14 protein-coding genes and 2 pseudogenes are annotated in these 18,482 nt (G+C 73.2%); 7 read left to right on the forward strand and 9 right to left on the reverse strand.

Annotation, left to right across the window (positions count from 1 at the left end; all coding sequences use genetic code 11):
- From B0E54_RS29870 to mraZ, 4 genes and pseudogenes are all read right to left on the reverse strand, one after another.
- Window positions 1–293, reverse strand: a pseudogene (locus B0E54_RS29870) (penicillin-binding protein 2); the annotation flags it as partial.
- Between the two features lie 3 nt (window positions 294–296).
- Window positions 297–902, reverse strand: coding sequence for a hypothetical protein (locus B0E54_RS29875; protein ID WP_234590607.1), 606 nt, complete (start codon window positions 900–902; stop codon window positions 297–299).
- Window positions 903–960: 58 nt separating this feature from the next.
- Complete coding sequence (rsmH, locus tag B0E54_RS29880; RefSeq protein ID WP_374109332.1) at window positions 961–2,085, reverse strand: 16S rRNA (cytosine(1402)-N(4))-methyltransferase RsmH; 1,125 nt, start codon at window positions 2,083–2,085, stop codon at window positions 961–963.
- 122 nt (window positions 2,086–2,207) lie between these two features.
- Entirely contained in the window at window positions 2,208–2,639 is a 432-nt protein-coding gene (gene mraZ / locus B0E54_RS29885) for a division/cell wall cluster transcriptional repressor MraZ (protein ID WP_007463034.1), read from the reverse strand.
- Window positions 2,640–2,995: 356 nt separating this feature from the next.
- On the opposite strand from mraZ, the gene B0E54_RS29890 reads away from it, so the two are divergent.
- The 4 genes from B0E54_RS29890 to B0E54_RS29905 are packed head-to-tail and all read left to right on the forward strand — an operon-like array spanning window position 2,996 to window position 6,543.
- Window positions 2,996–4,243, forward strand: coding sequence for a MurT ligase domain-containing protein (locus tag B0E54_RS29890; RefSeq protein ID WP_234590677.1), 1,248 nt, complete (start codon window positions 2,996–2,998; stop codon window positions 4,241–4,243).
- Window positions 4,233–4,952, forward strand: coding sequence for a type 1 glutamine amidotransferase (locus B0E54_RS29895; protein WP_234590610.1), 720 nt, complete (start codon window positions 4,233–4,235; stop codon window positions 4,950–4,952). The genes B0E54_RS29890 and B0E54_RS29895 overlap by 11 nt, the downstream gene beginning before the upstream one ends.
- On the forward strand, window positions 4,949–5,632 hold the full coding sequence (locus B0E54_RS29900; protein WP_234590612.1) for a TVP38/TMEM64 family protein: 684 nt from the start codon (window positions 4,949–4,951) through the stop codon (window positions 5,630–5,632). The genes B0E54_RS29895 and B0E54_RS29900 overlap by 4 nt, the downstream gene beginning before the upstream one ends.
- A gap of 2 nt (window positions 5,633–5,634) precedes the next feature.
- Window positions 5,635–6,543, forward strand: a complete 909-nt coding sequence (locus tag B0E54_RS29905) for an aminoglycoside phosphotransferase family protein (RefSeq protein ID WP_234590625.1) — start codon at window positions 5,635–5,637, stop codon at window positions 6,541–6,543.
- Between the two features lie 168 nt (window positions 6,544–6,711).
- On the opposite strand, the gene leuS is transcribed toward B0E54_RS29905, so the two are convergent.
- On the reverse strand, window positions 6,712–9,552 hold the full coding sequence (gene leuS / locus B0E54_RS29910; protein ID WP_234590650.1) for a leucine--tRNA ligase: 2,841 nt from the start codon (window positions 9,550–9,552) through the stop codon (window positions 6,712–6,714).
- 401 nt (window positions 9,553–9,953) lie between these two features.
- Here leuS and B0E54_RS29915 point away from each other — a divergent pair, with 401 nt between their 5' ends.
- The 3 genes from B0E54_RS29915 to B0E54_RS29925 are packed head-to-tail and all read left to right on the forward strand — an operon-like array spanning window position 9,954 to window position 14,797.
- Window positions 9,954–11,006 (forward strand): MoxR family ATPase, encoded by a 1,053-nt coding sequence (locus tag B0E54_RS29915; RefSeq protein ID WP_234590654.1) that lies wholly within the window; start codon window positions 9,954–9,956, stop codon window positions 11,004–11,006.
- A gap of 1 nt (window position 11,007) precedes the next feature.
- Entirely contained in the window at window positions 11,008–12,306 is a 1,299-nt protein-coding gene (locus B0E54_RS29920; RefSeq protein WP_234590669.1) for a DUF58 domain-containing protein, read from the forward strand.
- A gap of 16 nt (window positions 12,307–12,322) precedes the next feature.
- Complete coding sequence (locus tag B0E54_RS29925; RefSeq protein ID WP_234590671.1) at window positions 12,323–14,797, forward strand: DUF3488 and transglutaminase-like domain-containing protein; 2,475 nt, start codon at window positions 12,323–12,325, stop codon at window positions 14,795–14,797.
- A gap of 370 nt (window positions 14,798–15,167) precedes the next feature.
- Here B0E54_RS29925 and B0E54_RS29930 read toward each other — a convergent pair whose 3' ends face one another.
- The 4 genes and pseudogenes from B0E54_RS29930 to B0E54_RS29945 all read right to left on the reverse strand — a co-directional run.
- A complete protein-coding gene (locus B0E54_RS29930) occupies window positions 15,168–15,563 on the reverse strand; it encodes a DUF3040 domain-containing protein (protein WP_234590673.1) in 396 nt (131 codons plus the stop codon).
- Window positions 15,564–15,679: 116 nt separating this feature from the next.
- Entirely contained in the window at window positions 15,680–16,939 is a 1,260-nt protein-coding gene (locus tag B0E54_RS29935; RefSeq protein WP_234590675.1) for a DNA polymerase IV, read from the reverse strand.
- Window positions 16,940–17,001: 62 nt separating this feature from the next.
- A complete protein-coding gene (locus B0E54_RS29940) occupies window positions 17,002–18,174 on the reverse strand; it encodes an alkaline phosphatase family protein (RefSeq protein ID WP_308195426.1) in 1,173 nt (390 codons plus the stop codon).
- Window positions 18,171–18,482 (reverse strand): annotated as a pseudogene (locus tag B0E54_RS29945) (SAM-dependent methyltransferase); the annotation flags it as partial. The pseudogene B0E54_RS29945 and the gene B0E54_RS29940, both read right to left, overlap by 4 nt.

The raw sequence follows: 18,482 nt of genomic DNA on the forward strand, positions 1-18,482 counted from the left end.
CGCCGGCCGGAACGGGCGGCGGCCCGGCCGCCGTCGAGCACCTGCAACGCCGGCCGGAACGGGTCACCGGACCGGGTGCTGCGCGGGGTACGCCGCTGCTCGGCCGCCCCACCGCGCGCCGGCGTGCCCTCGCGGACGGTCCGGCCCCTCGGGGTGTACGCCCGGGCGCCGGAGATGCCCCCGATGCCCGGCTCGCCGGCCCGCGACTCGTCGTCGGCGGGCCCGGCAGCACGCGAAGAACCGCGCCGGGACCCTGGCGGGTTCCGGCGCGGCTCGTCCGACCTCGGTGACACTTGTCAGCCTCCCGCGCCCTGGCTGGTGACCGACGGCTGGCCGGTCGCCGGCTTCGGCACGCCGATGGTCTTGCCGTCCGGCATCCGGATGTACGCCGGCTCACCGGCGTCCACCAGACCCAGCCGACGCGCCTCGGCGGTCAGGTTGCCCGGCGCCTCGTACTCGGTGATCTGCTTGTCCAGCTGCTGCTTCTCCAGGTCCAGTCGGGCCTGCTGCTGCTGCAGCTTCTCCAACCGGAAGGCGTTCTCATTGATCTTGGTGTTGACCGCCAGGATGCCGAGCACCCCACCGACCACCAGCACCACGATCAGCGCCGCGAACGGCGCGCGCGGCACCGACACCGGCGGCGGCGGCGCCACCCGCAGCCGAGGCGAGCGAGCGGTCGCGGCGACGCCTGCCTTCTCGGCCGGACGCAGCGCGGCGCTGCCCTGGGTCGGGAACTCGCGCGCCCCCCGGGCGCGAGCCTCCCCCTGCCGGTTGACTCGATCGATGCGTGGCGTACCGTTCCCCACGCGCGGGGCTCGCTCCGCCGCGGTCCGGCCCCCCGACCGCGGTGCGCGCTGCCCGCCGCCGGTGATGTCCCGGCGGTCGCGCTTGTCAATGTTCATGTCCCTCCCCCTCTACATCCGTCCCTCTGCCGTCCCGGTGCCCCTGATCCCCCACGGATCAGGCTGACCCAGTGCCCGGTTGGTGCATCCCCTTCACCCTGCGGCGGGACCGTTCGCGGTCGGTCCGCCCCTGTTCTGTCGCGTTCGGGTCGAGTCGCTCCGCGGCCCGCAACCGCACCGAAGCGGCGCGCGGGTTCGCGGCGACCTCCGCCTCCCCGGGCAGTTCGGCGCCCCGGCTGAGCAGCCGGAACGTCGGACCGGACCCGGGCAGCTCAACCGGGAGGTCGATCGGGCCCTTACTGCGGACCCGATCCGCGAGCGCCGCCTTGGTGAGCCGGTCCTCCAGCGAGTGGTAGGACAGGACCACCATGCGACCGCCCACGGTCAAAGCGTCGAGCGCGGACGGCAGCGCCGTCTCCAGCGCTGCCAGCTCTCTGTTTACCTCGATCCGTAAAGCCTGAAACGTTCTCTTTGCCGGGTGTCCGCCCGTTCGTCGCGCCGGCGCCGGAATGGAATCCCGGACCAGCTCCGCCAGCCGCGCGGACGAGGTGATCCGGGCGCGTTCCCGCTCCCGGATGATCGCCGAGGCGATCCGGCCGGCGAACTTCTCCTCGCCGTACACCCGCAGCACCCGGGCCAGATCCGGATGGGCGTACGTGTTGACCACCTCTTCGGCGGTCACCCCCCGCGTCTGATCCATCCGCATGTCCAGCGGCGCGTCCTGCGCGTACGCGAACCCGCGGTCGGGCGCGTCCAGTTGCAGCGACGAGACACCCAGGTCGAACAGGATCCCGTCGATTCCCGGATAGCCCAGCCGCTCAAGCACCTCGGGCAGCTCGTCATAGACGGCGTGCTCCAGGTGCACCCGGTCGGCGAACCGCGCCAGCCGGACCCGCGCGTGAGCGAGCGCCTCGGTGTCCCGGTCGAGCCCGATCAGGACCGTCTCCGGGTGCGCCTCCAACACCGCCTCCGCGTGCCCGGCCAGGCCGAGCGTCGCGTCGACGTGCACCGTGCGGCCGCCTCGACCCAGCGCGGGGGCCAGCAGCTCGAGACACCGCTCGAGCAGCACCGGCACGTGCGTGCCGCGCAACTCCCCCATGTCGACCCCCACTGGTTGAAACGTCCGTTCTTCTCGCGCGCCTGCCGTGGCGACGGCGCTGCCGTCGTACCGCCAGATCCCCATCCGCTCCCGCCGGACACCGGACGCGCGCCCGATGACTGGATCGTGCGCCTGGCACCGGGGAAGGGGTGCCAGGAACTCGAAAGCGGCTGGAGATCTCGCAGTACGTCGGGCGCCGTTCCGCCCTACAGACCGCCGGGCAGCACCCCCTCCTCGATGTCGGCGAAGTCGTCTTCGCTCTCGGCGAGGTAGGTCTCCCAGGCGACCTTGTCCCAGATCTCCACCCGCGTGCTCGCGCCGATGACCACCAGGTCACGGTCGAGCGCGGCGTACTGGCGAAGGTGTGCCGGAATCGTCACGCGGCCCTGCTTGTCCGGCACCTCGTCGTGCGCGCTGGCGAAGAAGACCCGGCTGTAGGCCCGGGCCGCCTTGTGCGTCATCGGCTGCGCGCGCAACTGCTCCGCGATCCGCTGGAACTCGGGTGTCGGAAAGACATAGAGGCAACGATCCTGCCCTTTGGTGACCACGACACCCCCCGCCAGCTCATCCCGGAACCTGGCCGGAAGGATCAACCGGCCTTTGTCGTCCAGGCGCGGAGTATGGGTGCCGAGGAACATCCGGCCCTACCCCCTCGCCCTTGAGCGGCGTTCGCGGCGCCGCTGACCCCCCGGGCCGGTGAGCCCTCCCGGCCTCACCATTGGGCCCCACCTTACTCCACTTCCCTCCACCTGCAACCAGATTCGCCCGCGTGGCGCGTTCGATTCACGCGCAAAACCGCACGTCACACGGGGTGGAGCGGAGTGGAGGGCCGGAGCCCTCCCCCGGCGTGGTCCGCTTTCCGACATAGATCGACTCCGTCCGGTGGAGCGCGAACCGACCACCCGCGCGGACGCCACGGCCGAACGGTTCACCGTCGGCGGCGATCTGGCGAGGCGGGCGGTCCGGTAACCTCGCTCGCGTGACGGACGCGAAAATGCCCCTACGGGCCAAGGTGGCCAGCTCCGTGTCACGGACCGCCGCGGCGCTCTCCCGGGCCGCCGGCCGTGGCGACGGATCGGTGATCGGCGGATGGATCGGGCTGAAGATCGACCCGGACCTGCTGGCGCACCTGTCGGCCGGACGCGCCATCGCGCTCGTCTCCGGCACCAACGGCAAGACGACAACCACCCGGTTGACCGCCGCCGCGGTCGGCGTGCTCGGCCGGGTCGCCACCAACTCCTTCGGCGCCAACATGCCCAGCGGGCACACCTCGGCGCTGGCCAAGGCCGGCAGCACCCCGTACGCGGTACTGGAGGTCGACGAGCACTACCTCGCCCAGGTGCTGGAGTCGACCGAACCGCACGTGGTGGCGCTGCTGAACCTCTCCCGCGACCAGCTGGACCGGGCCAAGGAGGTCGCCATGATGGCGCAGCTCTGGCGCGCGGCGCTGGTCCGGCACACCGACGTACGGGTGGTGGCCAACGCCGACGACCCGCTGGTGGTCTGGGCCGCCACCCCGCCCGGCGACCCCGCCCGGGGCATCAACCCGCCCCACGTGACCTGGTTCAGCGCCGGCCAGCGCTGGCACGACGACTCCTGGGTCTGCCCGGAGTGCGGCTCCACGATCCAGCGCTCGGGCGAGCAGTGGTGGTGCACCGGCTGTGCGCTGCGCCGACCGGAGCCGAACTGGGTCGTCGAGGACGAGGGCGTGCTCGACCCCACCGGGGCCTGGCACAAGGTCTCCCTCCAGCTGCCCGGCAAGGTCAACCTCGGCAACGCGGCGACCGCGCTGGCCGTGGCGGCCGAGTTCGGCGTACGCCCCGTCGACGCGGTGTCCCGCCTCGGCATCGTCACCTCGGTGGCCGGGCGTTACGCGCAGGTCGACAAGGACGGGCGCAACATCCGGCTGCTGCTGGCCAAGAACCCGGCCAGCTGGCTGGAGGCCTTCGACATGGCCGACGACGCGCCGACACTGCTCTCCATCAACGCGCGCGACCCCGACGGTCTGGACACCTCCTGGCTCTACGACGTCGACTTCGCCCCGCTGCGCGGCCGGCAGGTGTTGATCACCGGCGACCGGGCCTACGACCTGGCGGTCCGACTGGACGTCAACGACGTACCGTTCCAGCACGTACGCACCTTCGACGACGCGATCCGGTCGGTCCCGCCCGGGCGGCTGGAGGTCATCGCGAACTACACCGCGTTCCAGGACATCCGAGCGGAGTTGGACCGTGTCATCTGAGAGCCTGCGCATCGTCTGGATCTACCCCGACCTGCTGTCCACCTACGGCGACCGGGGCAACGCCCTGATCCTCGCCCGAAGGGCCCGCCAGCGCGGCATGCCGGTCGAGGTGCTGGAGGTCCGCTCCGACCAGCGGCTGCCCGCGACCGCCGACATCTACCTGGTCGGCGGCGGCGAGGACGGCCCGCAGGCGTTGGGCGCCCAGCGGCTGCTCGCCGACGGCGGCCTGCACCGGGCGGTCGCCCAGGGCTCGGTGGTCTTCGGCGTCTGTGCCGGCTACCAGCTGCTCGGCACCTCCTTCTTCGCCAAGGGCGTCCAGTGTCGAGGGCTGGAGCTGCTGGACCTGCAGTCCGACCGGGGCGAGAGCCGCGCCGTCGGCGAGCTGGCCGGTGAGATCGACCCCCGGCTGGGCCTGCCTCCGCTGACCGGTTTCGAGAACCACGGCGGTCGCACCCACCTCGGTCCGGAGGTCGCCCCGCTCGCCCGGGTCACCACCGGGATCGGCAACGACGGCGCCACCGAGGGCGCGTGGCGGGGCAAGCTGCTGGGCACCTACTCGCACGGCCCGGCACTGGCCCGCAACCCGGCCCTGGCCGACCTGCTGCTGCGCTGGGCCACCGGGGCACACCAGCTGCCTCCGCTGGACGACACCTGGTCGGACCGGCTGCGCAACGAGCGCCGCGCCGCAGTGGCCCCCGCCCGGGCATGATCCGAGCCGTCCGGCGGCTGCTCCGGCAGCCGTCGGCCGCCCGGTTCGCCCTGCTCGTGCTGCTGATCGGGGGTTGCGGACTGCTGCTGCTCCTGCTGCCCCGACCGGATCTGGCGCACCTGCCGGACCTGGCCGACCGGTTGGGCGGCCTCGCTCCGGTGGCGGCGATCCTCGGTGGAGCGCTGCTGCTGGTCGCGCTGGTCCCCCGTACCTTCATCACGCTGGCCGCGGGCGCGATCTTCGGCCCCCTGGAGGGCGCGGCGTACGCCCTGGGCGCCGCGTTGGTGGCGGCGGCGATCGGGTTCACGGTGGGCCGGCTGCTCGGCCGGGAGTTCGTCGCCGAGCGGGTCCGGGGCCGACTGGCCCGCCTCGACGGGTGGTTCGCCCGGCAGAGCGTGGTCGGCGTGATCACCGTCCGGCTGCTGCCGATCGCCGGCTTCGGCCTGGTCAGCTACGGCTACGGCACGACCGGCGCCCGAATGCTGCCGTTCCTGGCCGGCAGCGTGATCGCCGCCGCGCCGACCGCGTTCGGCTACGCCGCGATCGGCGCGGCCGTCAGCTCACCCGGGCACATCAACTGGTACGCCGCCGCCCCTTCCAGCCTCGGCCTGATCGCCAGCATCGTGCTCGTCCACCAGTGGTGGCGCGGCGAACGACGCCGCCGCCGGATCCCGGCCTGACCATGCCCCGGCCGACCGACGGCGCCACCGCGCAGCCGCCCACCAGCGGAGCCGCCGACCAGCCGCCCACCGGCGGCCACGCCGAGGAGCCGCCCACCAGCGGAAACGCCGACCAGCCGCTCACCGCTGGCCACGCCGACTGGCCGCCCTCCGGTCGCGACGCCGAGGAGGCGCTCACCGGTGGCTACGTCGCCGACGTGGTCCGGATCGGCGACACGGTACGACGTACCCCACCGGCCAACCTGGACTTCGTCGGTGCGCTGCTGCGCCACCTGGCCGAGGTGGGCGCGGACCTCGCGCCCCGGCACCTGGGCGTCGACGACCGCGGTCGGCAGGTGCTCAGCTACGTCGCGGGGCGGGTGCCGTGGCGGGACCGGGAGGATCCGGGGTTCTTCGCCGACGCGGCGCTGGTGCGGCTGGCCGAGCTGATCCGCCGGCTGCACGACGCGTGTGCGGGCACCGACCTGGCCGGCGACGCCGAGACCGTGTGCCACCGCGACCTGTCGCCGAAGAACACCGTGTACCGGGACTCCCCGACCGGGCCGCTGCCCGTGGCCTTCATCGACTGGGACCTGGCCCGGCCGGGCCGCCGGATCGAGGACGTGGCGTTCGCCGGCTGGCACTGGGCGCCGCTGGGCGAGGGCGCCGACCCGGCAGAGCTGGGTCGGCGGTGTCGTGTGCTCTGCGCCGCCTACGACGCGGCCGGCCCGGGGTTGCTGCCCCGGGCGGAACTGGTGGACGTGATGCTCGACCAGATCGGGAGCACCTGGCGGGGCATCGACGCCGACGCCGACCGCGACGTGCCGGCCATGCGCCGCCTGCGCGACGCGGGCGCGGTGGAGGTGATCCGCCGCTGGCAGGACTGGCTGCACACCCACCGCCACACAGTCGCCACCCCCCTGTCCCCCTAACCCCCGCCCCGCGCCCCCACGCCGCCCCGCCCGGTCGCGTCGATCATGGAGTGGTGGTGGGGACGAATCCCCTGGCCCGGGGCGACTCGGGCACCACAACTCCATGATCGACCGGGACGAGAGGCGGGGGCGGGGGCGGGGGGCGGCGGGGAGGGGTGGGTGGGGTGGTTAGGCGACGATCGAGACCAGGCGGCCCGGGACCACGATGACCTTGCGGGGTTCCCTGCCCGCCAGGCTGGCGGCAACCGCGTCCAGGGCCGTCGCGCGGACGGTCTCCTCAGCGGCGTCGGCGGGGACCTCGATGCGGCCCCGGACCTTGCCGTTGACCTGTACCGGATACGTCACCGTCTCGGCCACCAGCAGCGCCGGGTCGGCGGTCGGGAAGTCCGCGTACGTCAGCGAGGTGTCGTGGCCCAGCTTGCGCCACAGCTCCTCGGTCACGTGCGGGGCGAACGGCGCCACCATCAGGACCAGCGGCTCGGCCACCTCCCGTGGCGTGGTCGACAGCCGGGTCAGCCCGTTGGTCAGCTCGATCAGCTTGGCGATAGCGGTGTTGAACCGGATGCCGTCCATGTCGCCACGGACCCCGTCGATCACCTTGTGCAGCAGCCGGCGGGTCGCGTCGTCGGCCGGGTCGTCGGTGACCCGCACCGCGCCGGTCTGCTCGTCGACGATCGCCCGCCAGACGCGCTGCAGGAACCGGTACGAGCCGACCACGGCCCGGGTCTCCCAGGGGCGGGACACCTCCAGCGGGCCCATCGACATCTCGTACACCCGGAAGGTGTCCGCGCCGTAGGCGGCGCATATGTCATCGGGGGTCACCACGTTCTTCAGCGACTTGCCCATCTTGCCGTACTCGCGGTTGACCGTCAGGTCGCCCAGGTAGTAGGCGCCGTCGCGCTCGACGACGTCCTCGGCCTGCACGTAGCTGCCGCGCGAGTCGGTGTACGCGTACGCCTGGATCATGCCCTGGTTGAACAGCTTGCGGAACGGCTCGAACGACGACACGTGCCCCAGGTCGAACAGCACCTTGTGCCAGAACCGCGCGTACAGCAGGTGCAGCACGGCGTGCTCGGCGCCGCCGACGTACAGGTCGGTGCCGCCGCAGTCGCCCTCGCCGCGCGGGCCCATCCAGTACCGCTCGTTCTCCGCGTCGACGAACCGCTCGGAGTTGGTCGGGTCCAGGTAGCGCATCTCGTACCAGCAGGAGCCGGCCCACTGCGGCATCACGTTGGTCTCGCGGGTGTAGCGCTTCGGGCCGTCACCCAGATCCAGCTCGACCTCGACCCAGTCGCGGCGTCGCGACAGCGGGGTCTCCGGGTTGGAGGCCGCGTCGTCCGGGTCGAACGTCTTCGGGGAGAAGTCCTCCACCTCCGGCAGCTCGACCGGCAGCATCTCCTCCGGCAGGGCGATCGCGGCGCCGTTCTCGTCGTAGACGATCGGGAACGGCTCACCCCAGTAACGCTGGCGGGAGAACAGCCAGTCGCGCAGCCGGTAGGTCACCGCGCCGGTGCCGTGGCCGTTGGCCTCCAGCCAGGCGATGATCGCCGCCTTGGCGTCGGCGACCCCCAGGCCGTTCAGGTCCAGGCCGCGCTCGGGCGCGGCGCTGTTGATGGCCGGGCCGTCCCCGGTGTACGCCTTGCCGTCGAAGCCCTCCGCCGGCTGCACGGTACGCACGATGGGCAGCTCGAACACCTCGGCGAACGCCCAGTCCCGCTCGTCCTGGGCGGGCACCGCCATGATCGCGCCGGTGCCGTAGCCGGCCAGCACGTAGTCGGCGATGAAGATCGGGATCTGCCCGCCGGTGACCGGGTTGGTGGCGTACGCGCCGATGAAGACGCCTGTCTTCTCCTTGCTGTCGGACTGCCGCTCGACGTCGGTCTTGGCGGCCGCCGCCTTGCGGTACGCCTCGACGGCCTCGGAGGGGCTGGCGTGCCCGCCGGTCCAGGCGTCCCTCGTGCCGTCGGGCCAGGTGGCCGGCGCCAGCGTGTCGACCAGCTCGTGCTCGGGCGCCAGCACCATGTAGGTGGCCCCGAAGACGGTGTCCGGGCGGGTCGTGAACACCCGGATCGGCTCCCGGGTGGTCGGGAAGTCGATGTGCGCGCCGGTGGAGCGACCGATCCAGTTGCGCTGCATCAGCTTGATCGGCTCGGGCCAGTCCAGGCTGTCCAGGTCGTCCAGCAGCCGGTCAGCGTACGCGGTGATCCGCATCTTCCACTGCTTCAGGCTGCGCTTGAAGACCGGGAAGTTGCCCCGGTCGGAGCGACCGTCGGCGGTGACCTCCTCGTTGGCCAGCACGGTGCCCAGCCCGGGGCACCAGTTCACCGGCGCCTCCGAGACGTACGCCAGTCGGTGGTCGTCGACGACCTGCCGACGCTCGGCGACGCTCAGCTCGGCCCAGGACCGGCCGTCCGGGGTGGGCCGGTTGCCGCCCTCGAACTCGGCGATCAGCTCGGCGATCGGCCGGGCCTTACCGGCGTCGCGGTCGTACCAGGAGTTGAAGATCTGCAGGAAGATCCACTGCGTCCAGCGGTAGAAGTCGGTGTCGATGGTCGCCACCGAGCGGCGCTCGTCGTGGGCCAGCCCCAGCCGGCGCAGCTGCGCCTTGTACCGCTCGATGTTCGCCACAGTCGTGGTGCGGGGGTGGGTGCCGGTCTGCACGGCGTACTGCTCGGCGGGCAGGCCGAACGCGTCGAAGCCCATCGCGTGCAGCACGTTGCGCCCGGCCATCCGCTGGTAGCGGGCGAAGCAGTCGGTGCCGATGTAGCCCAGCGGGTGGCCGACGTGCAGGCCGGCGCCGGACGGGTACGGGAACATGTCCAGTACGTACAGCTTCTCCGCCCCGGCCCGGGGGTGGCCCGGATCGGCCAGCGGACCGGTCGGGTTCGGTGCGTGGAAGGTGCCCTCGCGCGCCCAGGTGTCCTGCCAACGGGTCTCGATCTCGTCAGCCAGGGCCGCGGTGTACCGGAACGGGGGGATGTCGCCCGCCGGTGCGGCTGCCTCACTCATCGTTTCTCCTCGCTTCGCTTCGCTTCGTCTCGGCACCACCGGGCCGGACCGGCGGCGGGCACAAAAAAGCCCCTCGCGCAGGAGGGGCCGCCGTGCTGTCGCGCGTTCAGCGCATCAGCACGGCCCGGTAAGAAGCAGGAAGACTCCGGCCATGCCCGGCAGTGTACCCCGTCGCCGACGGAGCCGGAGGAACCGCCGGCGCGGTCGGCTCGATCCCCCATCTCGGCGAATATCCGTGCGTAAGCGGCGGACTACCTGCGGGGGTCGGCGATAACGACAAACATGGTTAGCCTGAGAGGCCAGTGAGAATCCTGCGGCAAACGAGGCTCGACGTCGCGAACCCAACGGCGGGTCCAGGTGCTCTCTACAGAGCTGCCGTGACGGCGACGAGGAGGAGGCCCGTGACACAACAGACCTGGGACGAGGTGGGCGGCCTGTTGCCGCACGACGAGTTCCGCGCCGCCAGCGAGGCCATCGTGGCCAACATCGAGCAGGTCATCGAGGGTAAGACCGCCACCGTGCGGCTGGCCCTGGCCGTCCTGCTCGCCGAGGGCCACCTCCTCATCGAAGACGTTCCCGGCGTCGGCAAGACCAAGCTGGCCAAGGCCCTCGCGCGGTCCATCGACTGCACGGTGCGCCGGATCCAGTTCACCCCCGACCTGCTGCCCAGCGATGTCACCGGCGTCAGCGTCTACAACCAGGAGACGCACGACTTCGAGTTCCGCCCGGGCGCGGTCTTCGCCAACCTGGTCGTCGGTGACGAGATCAACCGGGCGTCGCCGAAGACCCAGTCGGCGTTGCTGGAGTGCATGGAGGAACGGCAGGTCACCGTCGACGGTGTGACCTACCAGCTCCAGACCCCGTTCATGGTCATCGCCACCCAGAACCCGATCGAGATGGAGGGGACGTACCCGCTGCCCGAGGCGCAGCGCGACCGGTTCACCGCCCGGATCGCGATGGGTTACCCCGACGCCGGCGCCGAGCTGGCCATGCTGGACGGGCACGGCGGCACCGACCCGCTGAACGAGCTGCGCCCGGTCTCCGACGCGGACATCGTCCGGCAGCTCATCGCCACCGTCCGGCAGGTGCACGTCGCGGACGCCGTCAAGCAGTACGCCATCGACCTGGTCACCGCCACCCGGGAAGCCCCCGACCTGCGCCTCGGCGCGTCCCCCCGGGCGACCCTGCAACTGCTGCGCACGGCCCGGGCGGTCGCCGCGCTGGAGGGTCGCGACTACGTGCTCCCCGACGACCTGCAGGCCCTGGCGGTGCCGGTGCTGGCGCACCGGATCATCCCGACGGCCGACGCGCAGCTCGCCCGGCGCACCACCGACGCGATCGTCTCCGAGTTGGTGCACCGGCTGCCGTTGCCGCACGACCGGCAACGCAGCCCCTACGACACCCGACCCGCCACCGGCAACGGTCGCGCGCCCTACGAGCCGCGGAGGCCGTGACGTGCGTGCCGGGCTGCGCGGGCTGACCACCCGCGGGCGCTCGTTCCTCGCGGCCGCGATCGCGGCGGCGATCTCGGCCCTCATCCTGGGCGAGAAGGACCTGCTCCGGGTGGCCGTGCTGCTGGCCGTCCTGCCGCTGCTGGCCGCCGCCTACGTGGGTCGCAGCCGTTACAAGCTGGCCTGCAACCGGTCGCTGGACCCGCACCGGGTCCCGGTCGGAGCCAACTCGCGGGTCGTGCTGCGCCTGCAGAACCTCTCCCGGCTGCCCACCGGCACCCTGTTGCTGGAGGACCGGCTGCCCTACGCGCTGGGCAGCCGTCCCCGGGTGGTGCTGGAACGGCTCGGCGCGCACCAGGCCAGCTCCGTGGCGTACACGGTGCGCGCCGACGTGCGGGGCCGTTACGACGTGGGCCCGCTGGTGGTCCGGATGACCGACCCGTTCGGCCTCTGCGAGCTCACCCGCTCCTTCCCCAGCACCGACCACCTGACGGTCATCCCGCAGGTCACCCCCCTGCCGTCGGTCCGGCTCCCCGGGGAGTACGCGGGCAGCGGCGACAGCCGGGCCCGCTCGGTGGCGGTGCACGGCGAGGACGACGCGGCGACCCGGGAGTACCGGCGGGGCGACGACCTGCGCCGGGTGCACTGGAAGTCCACGGCACGCACCGGCGAGCTGATGGTGCGCCGGGAGGAACAGCCCTGGGAGAGTCGGGCCACCGTCGTCCTGGACACCCGCGCGTACGGCCACCGGGGCGACGGCCCGACGTCGAGTTTCGAGTGGGCGGTCTCCGCCGCCGCCAGCATCGCCGTGCACCTGCGGCAGTCCGGCTACAAGCTGCGCCTGGTCACCGGCTCGGGAGTCGACGTGGACGCCTCGGAGGGCGGCGGCGACGGTGTGCTGCTCGACCATCTGGCCGAGGTCCGTCTGGACCAGCGCGCCGACGTGACCGGGTTGGTGCAGCGGGTTCGGCAGCGCGCCGACGGTGGCCTGATCATCGGGCTGTTCGGCATGGTCAGCGTCGCCGAGGCTGAGTTGCTGGCCGGGCTGCGCGGCAACGGCGCGACGTGCGCCGGTTTCCTGTTGGACAGCTCCACCTGGCTGAGCCTGCCGGAGAAGGCCCGCGCCGAGGCCGAGCACGCGCACGGCTCGGCGGTGCTGGCCATGGTGCGCAGTGGCTGGCGGGTGGTCGGCGTCGACCACGGCAGCCGACTGCCCGCGCTGTGGCCGCAGGCCGGCCGAGGATCCCAGGGCTTCGCCCTGCGCGCCGCGCTGGCCGAGACGGTCGCCGGCGGCGTGCGATGAACGGAAGGTTCCCCTCATGAACGCCAGCCGGAACACCGGCGCGGTGGCGGCCGCCGCGACACTGCTCGCCGCCGCGCCGCTGTCGGCCATCTTCCAGACCTGGACGTGGCTGGTCCAGTGCGCGATCGCCGTCGCAGTGGTGGCCGGGGTCGCCGCGCTGACGCGGCTCGTCCGCGCACCGCTCTGGGGTCAGGTGCTCGGCATGCTGGCCGCCCTGTTGCTCGCGCTGACCTGGCTGTTCCCCAGCGGCAGCGAGCTGCTGACCTTCCTGCCCACGCCGGCCACGATCGAGCACTTCACCGACCTGCTCGCCGGCTCGATGCAGGACATGCGCTCGTACGGCGTCGAGGTTCCGGACACGGACCCGCTGCTGTTCATCACCGTGCTCGGCGTCGGCGGGGTGGCCGTGCTCGTGGACGTGCTGGCGGTGGGGCTGCGACGGCCCGCGCTGGCCGGGCTGCCGATGCTCGCGATCTACTCGGTGCCGGTCGCCGTCTACGTGGACAGCGTCCCCCCGACGCCGTTCGTGGTGGGCGCCGCCGGTTACCTGTGGCTGCTGGTCACCGACAACGTCGACCGGGTCCGTCGGTTCGGCCGGCGGTTCACCGGCGACGGTCGTGACGTGGACGTGTGGGAGGCCTCTCCGCTGGCCTCCGCGGGCCGTCGGCTCGCCGTGGTCGGCGTGGTGGTGGCCGTGGCGCTGCCCCTGGCGGTGCCCGGCATGACCGGTGGGCTGCTCGACTCGCTCTCCGGTGGCACGGGCAACGGCAGCGGCACCGGCCGGGGCTCGGGCGGCTCGTCCGGCCGGATCGACCTGTTCGCGTCGCTCGCCGGCCAGCTCAACCAATCCGAGGTGGCCGACCTGGTCAAGGTGACCACCTCCGAGCCGAACCCGTTCTACCTGCGCTACGCGGTGGCCGACGACCTGCGCCCGAGTGGCTTCCAGGCCCGAGCGGCGAGCGGCCAGCCGGCCAACCGCGATCTGCCCAACCCGAACGAGCAGGCCGGCCCGGGGGTGCAGCAGACCGAGTACCGGGCGACCGTCGAGGTGACCAAGAGCCTGAGCATGTCCCTGATGCCGGTGTACGCCGTACCGGTGCGCACCAAGGACCTGAACGGCAACTGGCTCTACGACTCCAACCAGCAGATCGTCTTCTCCAACCGGGAGAGCTCGCGGGGGCGTAAGTACACGTTCGACTACGTCCGCTCGACGTACACTCCGGCGGCCCTGCGGGCTGCGGAGCCACTGCCGGCCGACCACCCGGTCCGCCGGCAGCAGACCGCCACCCCCGGCCCGGTGCCCGAGGTGGAGGAGCTGGTCAAGGGGCTGACCCAGGGCAAGCGCACCGAGTACGACCGGGTCCTCGCGATCTACCAGCACTTCTCGGCGGACAACGGTTTCAAGTACCGCCTCAGCACCGAGAGCGGCAGCAGCGGCCAGGACATCGTCAACTTCCTGACCAACAAGGTCGGCTACTGCCAGCAGTACGCCGCCGCCATGGCCTGGCTGGTCCGTTCGGCCGGCATCCCGGCCCGGGTCGCGTTCGGGTTCACCAACGGCAGCAAGCGCGACGGCGACACGTACACCCTGACGAACCTCAACCTGCACGCCTGGACCGAGGTCTTCTTCAACGGGATCGGCTGGGTGCCGTTCGACGCCACCCCGGCGTACGGCGTGCCCGGTTCCACCCGGTCGGCCTGGGCGCCGGACACTGACGCGCCCGAGCCGTCCAGCCCGGAGACGGGCGCCACGGACAGCCCGACGGATCCGGACTCCTCGGCGGGTCCGGCCGGCCCGGACAACGCGGACCGTGACACCGACTCCGGCCTCTCCCTCGGTGGTACGGAGCCGGCCGAGCAGCCGCCGGTCTGGCCATGGTGGACGGCGGGCGTGCTGGCCCTGTTGGCGCTGCTGGCGGTGCCGGGGCTTCGTCGACTGGCGCTGCGCCGGCGGCGGGCCGGCCGGGCGGAGGCCACGGTGGCCACCGCCATGCCGGACGACACCCCGCCGACCGAGGGCAAACCGGTGATGGTGGTCCAGGCGGACGTCACCCGCGCTCGCGCCGACGCGCACGCCGCCTGGGCCGAGCTGCTGGACACGATGGTCGACTTCAAGGTCCGGGTGGACCAGACCGAGACGCCCCGGGCGACCGCGGACCGGCTGGTCCGCGATGCCCTCGTCGACGATCCGGCGGCGGTCGGAGCGGCGCGGCTGCTCGGCCGGGCGGAGGAGCGGGCCCGGTACGCGCGGGACCCGCTGACCGGCGAACCGCTGCCGCCGGCGCTCCGCGCGATCCGCGGGGCGCTCGCCGCCCGGGCGGATCGACGGACCCGATTGGTCGCCACCGTGCTGCCGCCCTCGGTGCTGTTGCGCTGGCGGATCGCATTGGCGGACGCTTCCGGGCGCCTGGTGGCGCTGACCGGACGGCTCCGCTACCGGCTGCTGCGCTGGAATCCCCGGCGGATGCTGGCCGACCGGGCGGCCCGCTGACCGAGGCCCGGACGGGGGCGCCGCCCATGGCGCCCCCGTCCAGCCCCAGCCCCAGCCCCAGCCCCAGCCCCAGCCCCAGCCCCAGCCCCAGCGATCTTGCACTTTCGGTCGCCGCATAAGGGGCATCCCACGCATCTGGACGACAGAAACCGCAAGATCGGCGCGATCTCGGTGGTGACGCGCGGGGTGAGCGCGGCGCGGGGTGACGCCCGGGGTGAGCGCGGCGCGGGGTGACGCCCGGGGTGAGCGCGGCGCGGGGTGACGCCCGGCGGCGGGAGGCGGCGGGCACGCGGATGCGACAGTGGTCGCCGGGGCGTTCCCGGCGACCCGCTCGTCGCGGTGTACGGCCCGCCTCAGCGGCGGGACGGGCTCAGCGGTGCCCCTCCGGGCGCTGCCGCCACCTGTCTTCCATCCGGTCCAGGATCGACCGGCGGCGACCGGACCGGCCACCGCGGGGACGACGACTCGTCGTGCCACCCACCACGTGCAGGTCAGGTGACTGCGCCCGTCGGTGCGACTGCACCGCGAACGCGGCCGACGCCAGCATGACGACGAAGCCCGCCACCGCGAGCGGTGGAGTCTTGATCACCGCGCCGTAGACCAGTAGAGCCAAGCCAGCGATGATCACGCCGGCAGCGACGAGCAGGCGACGCCGCGCGTGGAAGCGCGGATCGCTGGCGCGCACGGCCGAGGCGAATTTGGGGTCCTCGGCAAGCGACCGCTCGATCTGCTCGAACAGCCGCTGCTCGTGCTCCGAGAGCGGCACGGCACTCCTCCCCGGTCACGTTGGTCGGGCCCACTCGGGCCGACAGACCGTGGCAGCCAACCGGCTGCTTACCCGCAAGTCTACGAGGGGGGTCGCGCGTCGGAAAGCGGGACGACCTACGGGTGGGGCGGATTTTCCTTTCGATGGGCGTCACGGTCGCCCATCAGACTGGCCGGACCTATGACGGACCGCCCGAATCGGGCAGCAGCGGCGTCCGCGGCGGCTTCCGCCTCCCGCCAACCGCGCTCCGGTGCGCCGAGGGTCAACTGCCGGGGAGCGCCCTGCGCCGGGGCGAGCCCTTCCACCCGGACACCGACGAGCCGGATCCGCTCGCCCGGGTCCAGTGCGGTGTAGAGCGCCCAGACCGTGTCGAACATCTCGCGGGCGGTGTCGGTGGGCACGCCGAGGGTGCGGGAGCGGTTGACGGTGCGAAAGTCGGCCAGCCGCACCTTGAGGGTGACCGTGCGCCCGACCTGACCGGAACCGCGCAACCGGACACCGACCTTCGCGCTGAGCGCCAGCAGGGCGCGGCGGATCTCCAGCGGGTCGGCCACGTCGGCGTCGAAGGTCACCTCGGCGCCGATCGACTTGTCGACGTGCTCGGGGGTCACCCGCCGCGGGTCACGCCCTGCGGCCAGCTCGTGCAGGTGCGCCGCGGACGCCGCACCCACCGCCCGGCGGAGCAGGCCCAGCGGCGCCGCGGCGAGGTCGCCGACGGTGGCCAGGCCGAGTCGGCGCAGTGTCTCGGCGGCCCGCTCCCCCACGCCCCACAGCGCATTCACCGGTAGCGGGTGCAGGAAGTCCAGGACCTGCCCCGGAGGCACGACCAACAGCCCGTCGGGTTTGGCCCGGGTGGAACCCAGCTTGGCCACGAACTTGCTCGGCGCCACCCCGACCGAGCAGGTCAGCCCCTGCTCGTCGGCGACCCGACGCCGGATCAACCGGGCGATGGTCGCCGGGGAGCCGAACAGTCTGCGGGCCCCGGCAACGTCGAGGAACGCCTCGTCGAGGGAGAGCGGCTCGACCAGCGGGGTGACGTCCCGGAAGATCTGCATGACCGCCCGGGACGCGGCCGTGTAGGCGGTGAAGTCCGGTGGCAGGTAGACCGCGTGGGGGCAGCGGGCGCGGGCCTGGCTGGTCGGCATCGCGCTGCGGACCCCGTACCGGCGGGCCTCGTAGCTGGCCGAGCTGACCACGCCGCGCGGCCCCACACCGCCGACGATGACCGGCCGGCCGCGCAGCTCGGGTCGACGGCGCACCTCGACGGCGGCGAAGAAGGCGTCCATGTCGACGTGCAGGATCGGGCTTGCGGAATCGTCGGCGTCCGGCCCGAAGCGCGGATCGTCGCCCCGGGGCAACGACTGGCTGCGGCCCATCGGAGCAGGTTAACCCGGGGGTACGACAGCACCACCGGCCAACCGGCCGGACCGCGCGCCGGTCAGCCCCGCACGACCAGCAGCGGCACGGTCAGCTCGGCCGCGGTGTCCGCCCCGTGGTACGCCACCAGCTTCGACGCCATCGGCCGCTCGGTGCGGCTGGCCATGACGGCGTACGTGTCGTTGCAGATCACCACCACGTCGCCGATCCGTTCCAGGTGCTCCTCGGGCACCGGCCCGAACCAGCCGGTGGCCACCATCTCCTCCCGGGTACGCACCCGCGCCGCGTCGCCGAGCACCGCCGACCAGGCGGCCACCACGTCGTCGACCGCGCCCGGCTGGGCGTGCAGGTAGCGCACCCGGGCCTCGCCGGCGACCACCCGGACCCCGTCGCGCAGCCGTGGATCGGTGTCCAGGTCGAACCGGTGCCCCAGGGGCACGTCGAGCTGCCCGTGGTCGGCGGTCACCAGCAGCGCCGCGTCCGGCGGCAGCCCGTCGACCAGCCGGGCGAGCAGGGTGTCCACCTCGGTCGCGGCGACCCGCCAGGGCGCCGAGTCGACTCCGCTGAGGTGCCCGTGCCGGTCCAGGTCGGCGTGGTAGCCCGAGACCAGGGTCGGCCCGTCGCCGGCGGACAGCGCGGCCAGCATGGTGCCAGCCACCTCGTCGGCGCCGGCGGCGCCCCGGAAGTCGCCGCCCCGGTTGGCGGCCACTGTCAATCCGCTGCCGCCGAACTCGGGCCGGCTCACCACGGTCGTCGTCACACCGGCGGCGCGGGCCCGTTGGAGCTGGGTGGGCACCGGCTGCCAGCGCAGCGGCGACGGGTCGGCGGCCCAGTCGGTGTGGGTGAGCACCCGATCGGTGCCGGGCACCCGCACCGTGAAGCCGAGCACGCCGTGCGCGCCGGGCGCGACGCCGGTGCCGAGCGTCACCAGGCTCGTCGGGGTGGTGGACGGGAAACCGGCGATGAGCGGCCGACCCACCGTCGCGGCCAGCCCGGCGAGGGTCGGCGCGTGCGGCGCGGCGGTCGGCAGCTGGTACCAGCCGAGCCCGTCGACCAGCAGTACGGCGATCCGGCGTACCCCGGCCAGGGCCGGGACCAGCCCGAGCGGGTCGGTCGACCCGGGCACGCCCAGCACGGCGAGCGCGCTGGGCAGCACGTCGGCGAGTCGGTCCCCGCTGCGTGGCGGGCCGAGGACGGCCAGCGGCGGCGGCCCACCGCCCGGTGCGGCGGTCATGCCGGCCGGCGGGCGAACAGGTGCAGTTGGGCGGCCAGGTCCCGGTAGGGAGACTGCGCGGCAAGCGCCAGTTCCAGCTCGACCAGGGCCGTGGACTGTCCGTCGGCGACCGAGGCGGGCAGCAGGTCGGCCAACACGCGTACCCCATGGATCTCCTCGACCGCCAGCCCGGCGGCGGTGAGCAGCGCGGCGGCGCCGGGGGCGTCGTAGCGGCGGCGCAGCGTGTCGCGCGGCCCGGCGGTGCCGACCGGGTCGACGGCCAGCGCGGTCGCCACGTCCAGGTGCCCGTTCATCGCCCGGCCCAGCAC

This window comes from Micromonospora sp. MH99, assembly GCF_021442385.1.
Taxonomy (GTDB): Bacteria; Actinomycetota; Actinomycetes; order Mycobacteriales; family Micromonosporaceae; genus Micromonospora.